Below are 393 nucleotides of genomic sequence, written 5' to 3'. Positions count from 1 at the left end.
CTGCAGCGGGATGATGACGGCGCCGTTGCCGGGCGGCAGGGGCTCGCCGCTGCGGAACTGGCGCAGCGTGCCGCCGATGGCGCGCAATGCGTCCGGGCGGCCGACGTGGTAGGTGCCTCGCGCATCGCGGATCATCGACAGGCCGTTGGCCTGGAGCGCGCTCTCCAGCAGGAACATGGCCTGGTCCGGAGGGATCGGGTTGCGCGTGGACAGCGTCACCGTGCCGTTCAGGGGCGGATGCAGGACGTAGTTCGCCTTGGCGATGTCGCCCAGCACGGTGCGCACCACTTCCGCGACCGGCGCTTCCTCGAAGCTGAAGGTCATGGCGGGGCCGGCGATGGGCGCAACGGGGGCCGGAGCGGCGATCACCCGGTCGTCGCCGCGCAGGATGCG

The 393-nt window shown here is 72.0% G+C and carries 1 protein-coding gene; it reads right to left on the bottom strand.

The genetic code is table 11. The features are described 5' to 3' along the window. Positions 1-393, bottom strand: a 393-nt coding sequence (locus EEB19_RS26645; RefSeq protein WP_222930013.1) for a hypothetical protein, incomplete at both ends; no start/stop codon positions are given.

The sequence above is a fragment of the Gordonia sp. OPL2 genome (assembly GCF_003797825.1).
GTDB lineage: Bacteria > Actinomycetota > Actinomycetes > Mycobacteriales > Mycobacteriaceae > Gordonia.
The sequence above is the reverse complement of the archived record's forward strand: the minus strand, read 5'-3'. Positions and strand labels throughout refer to the sequence as shown.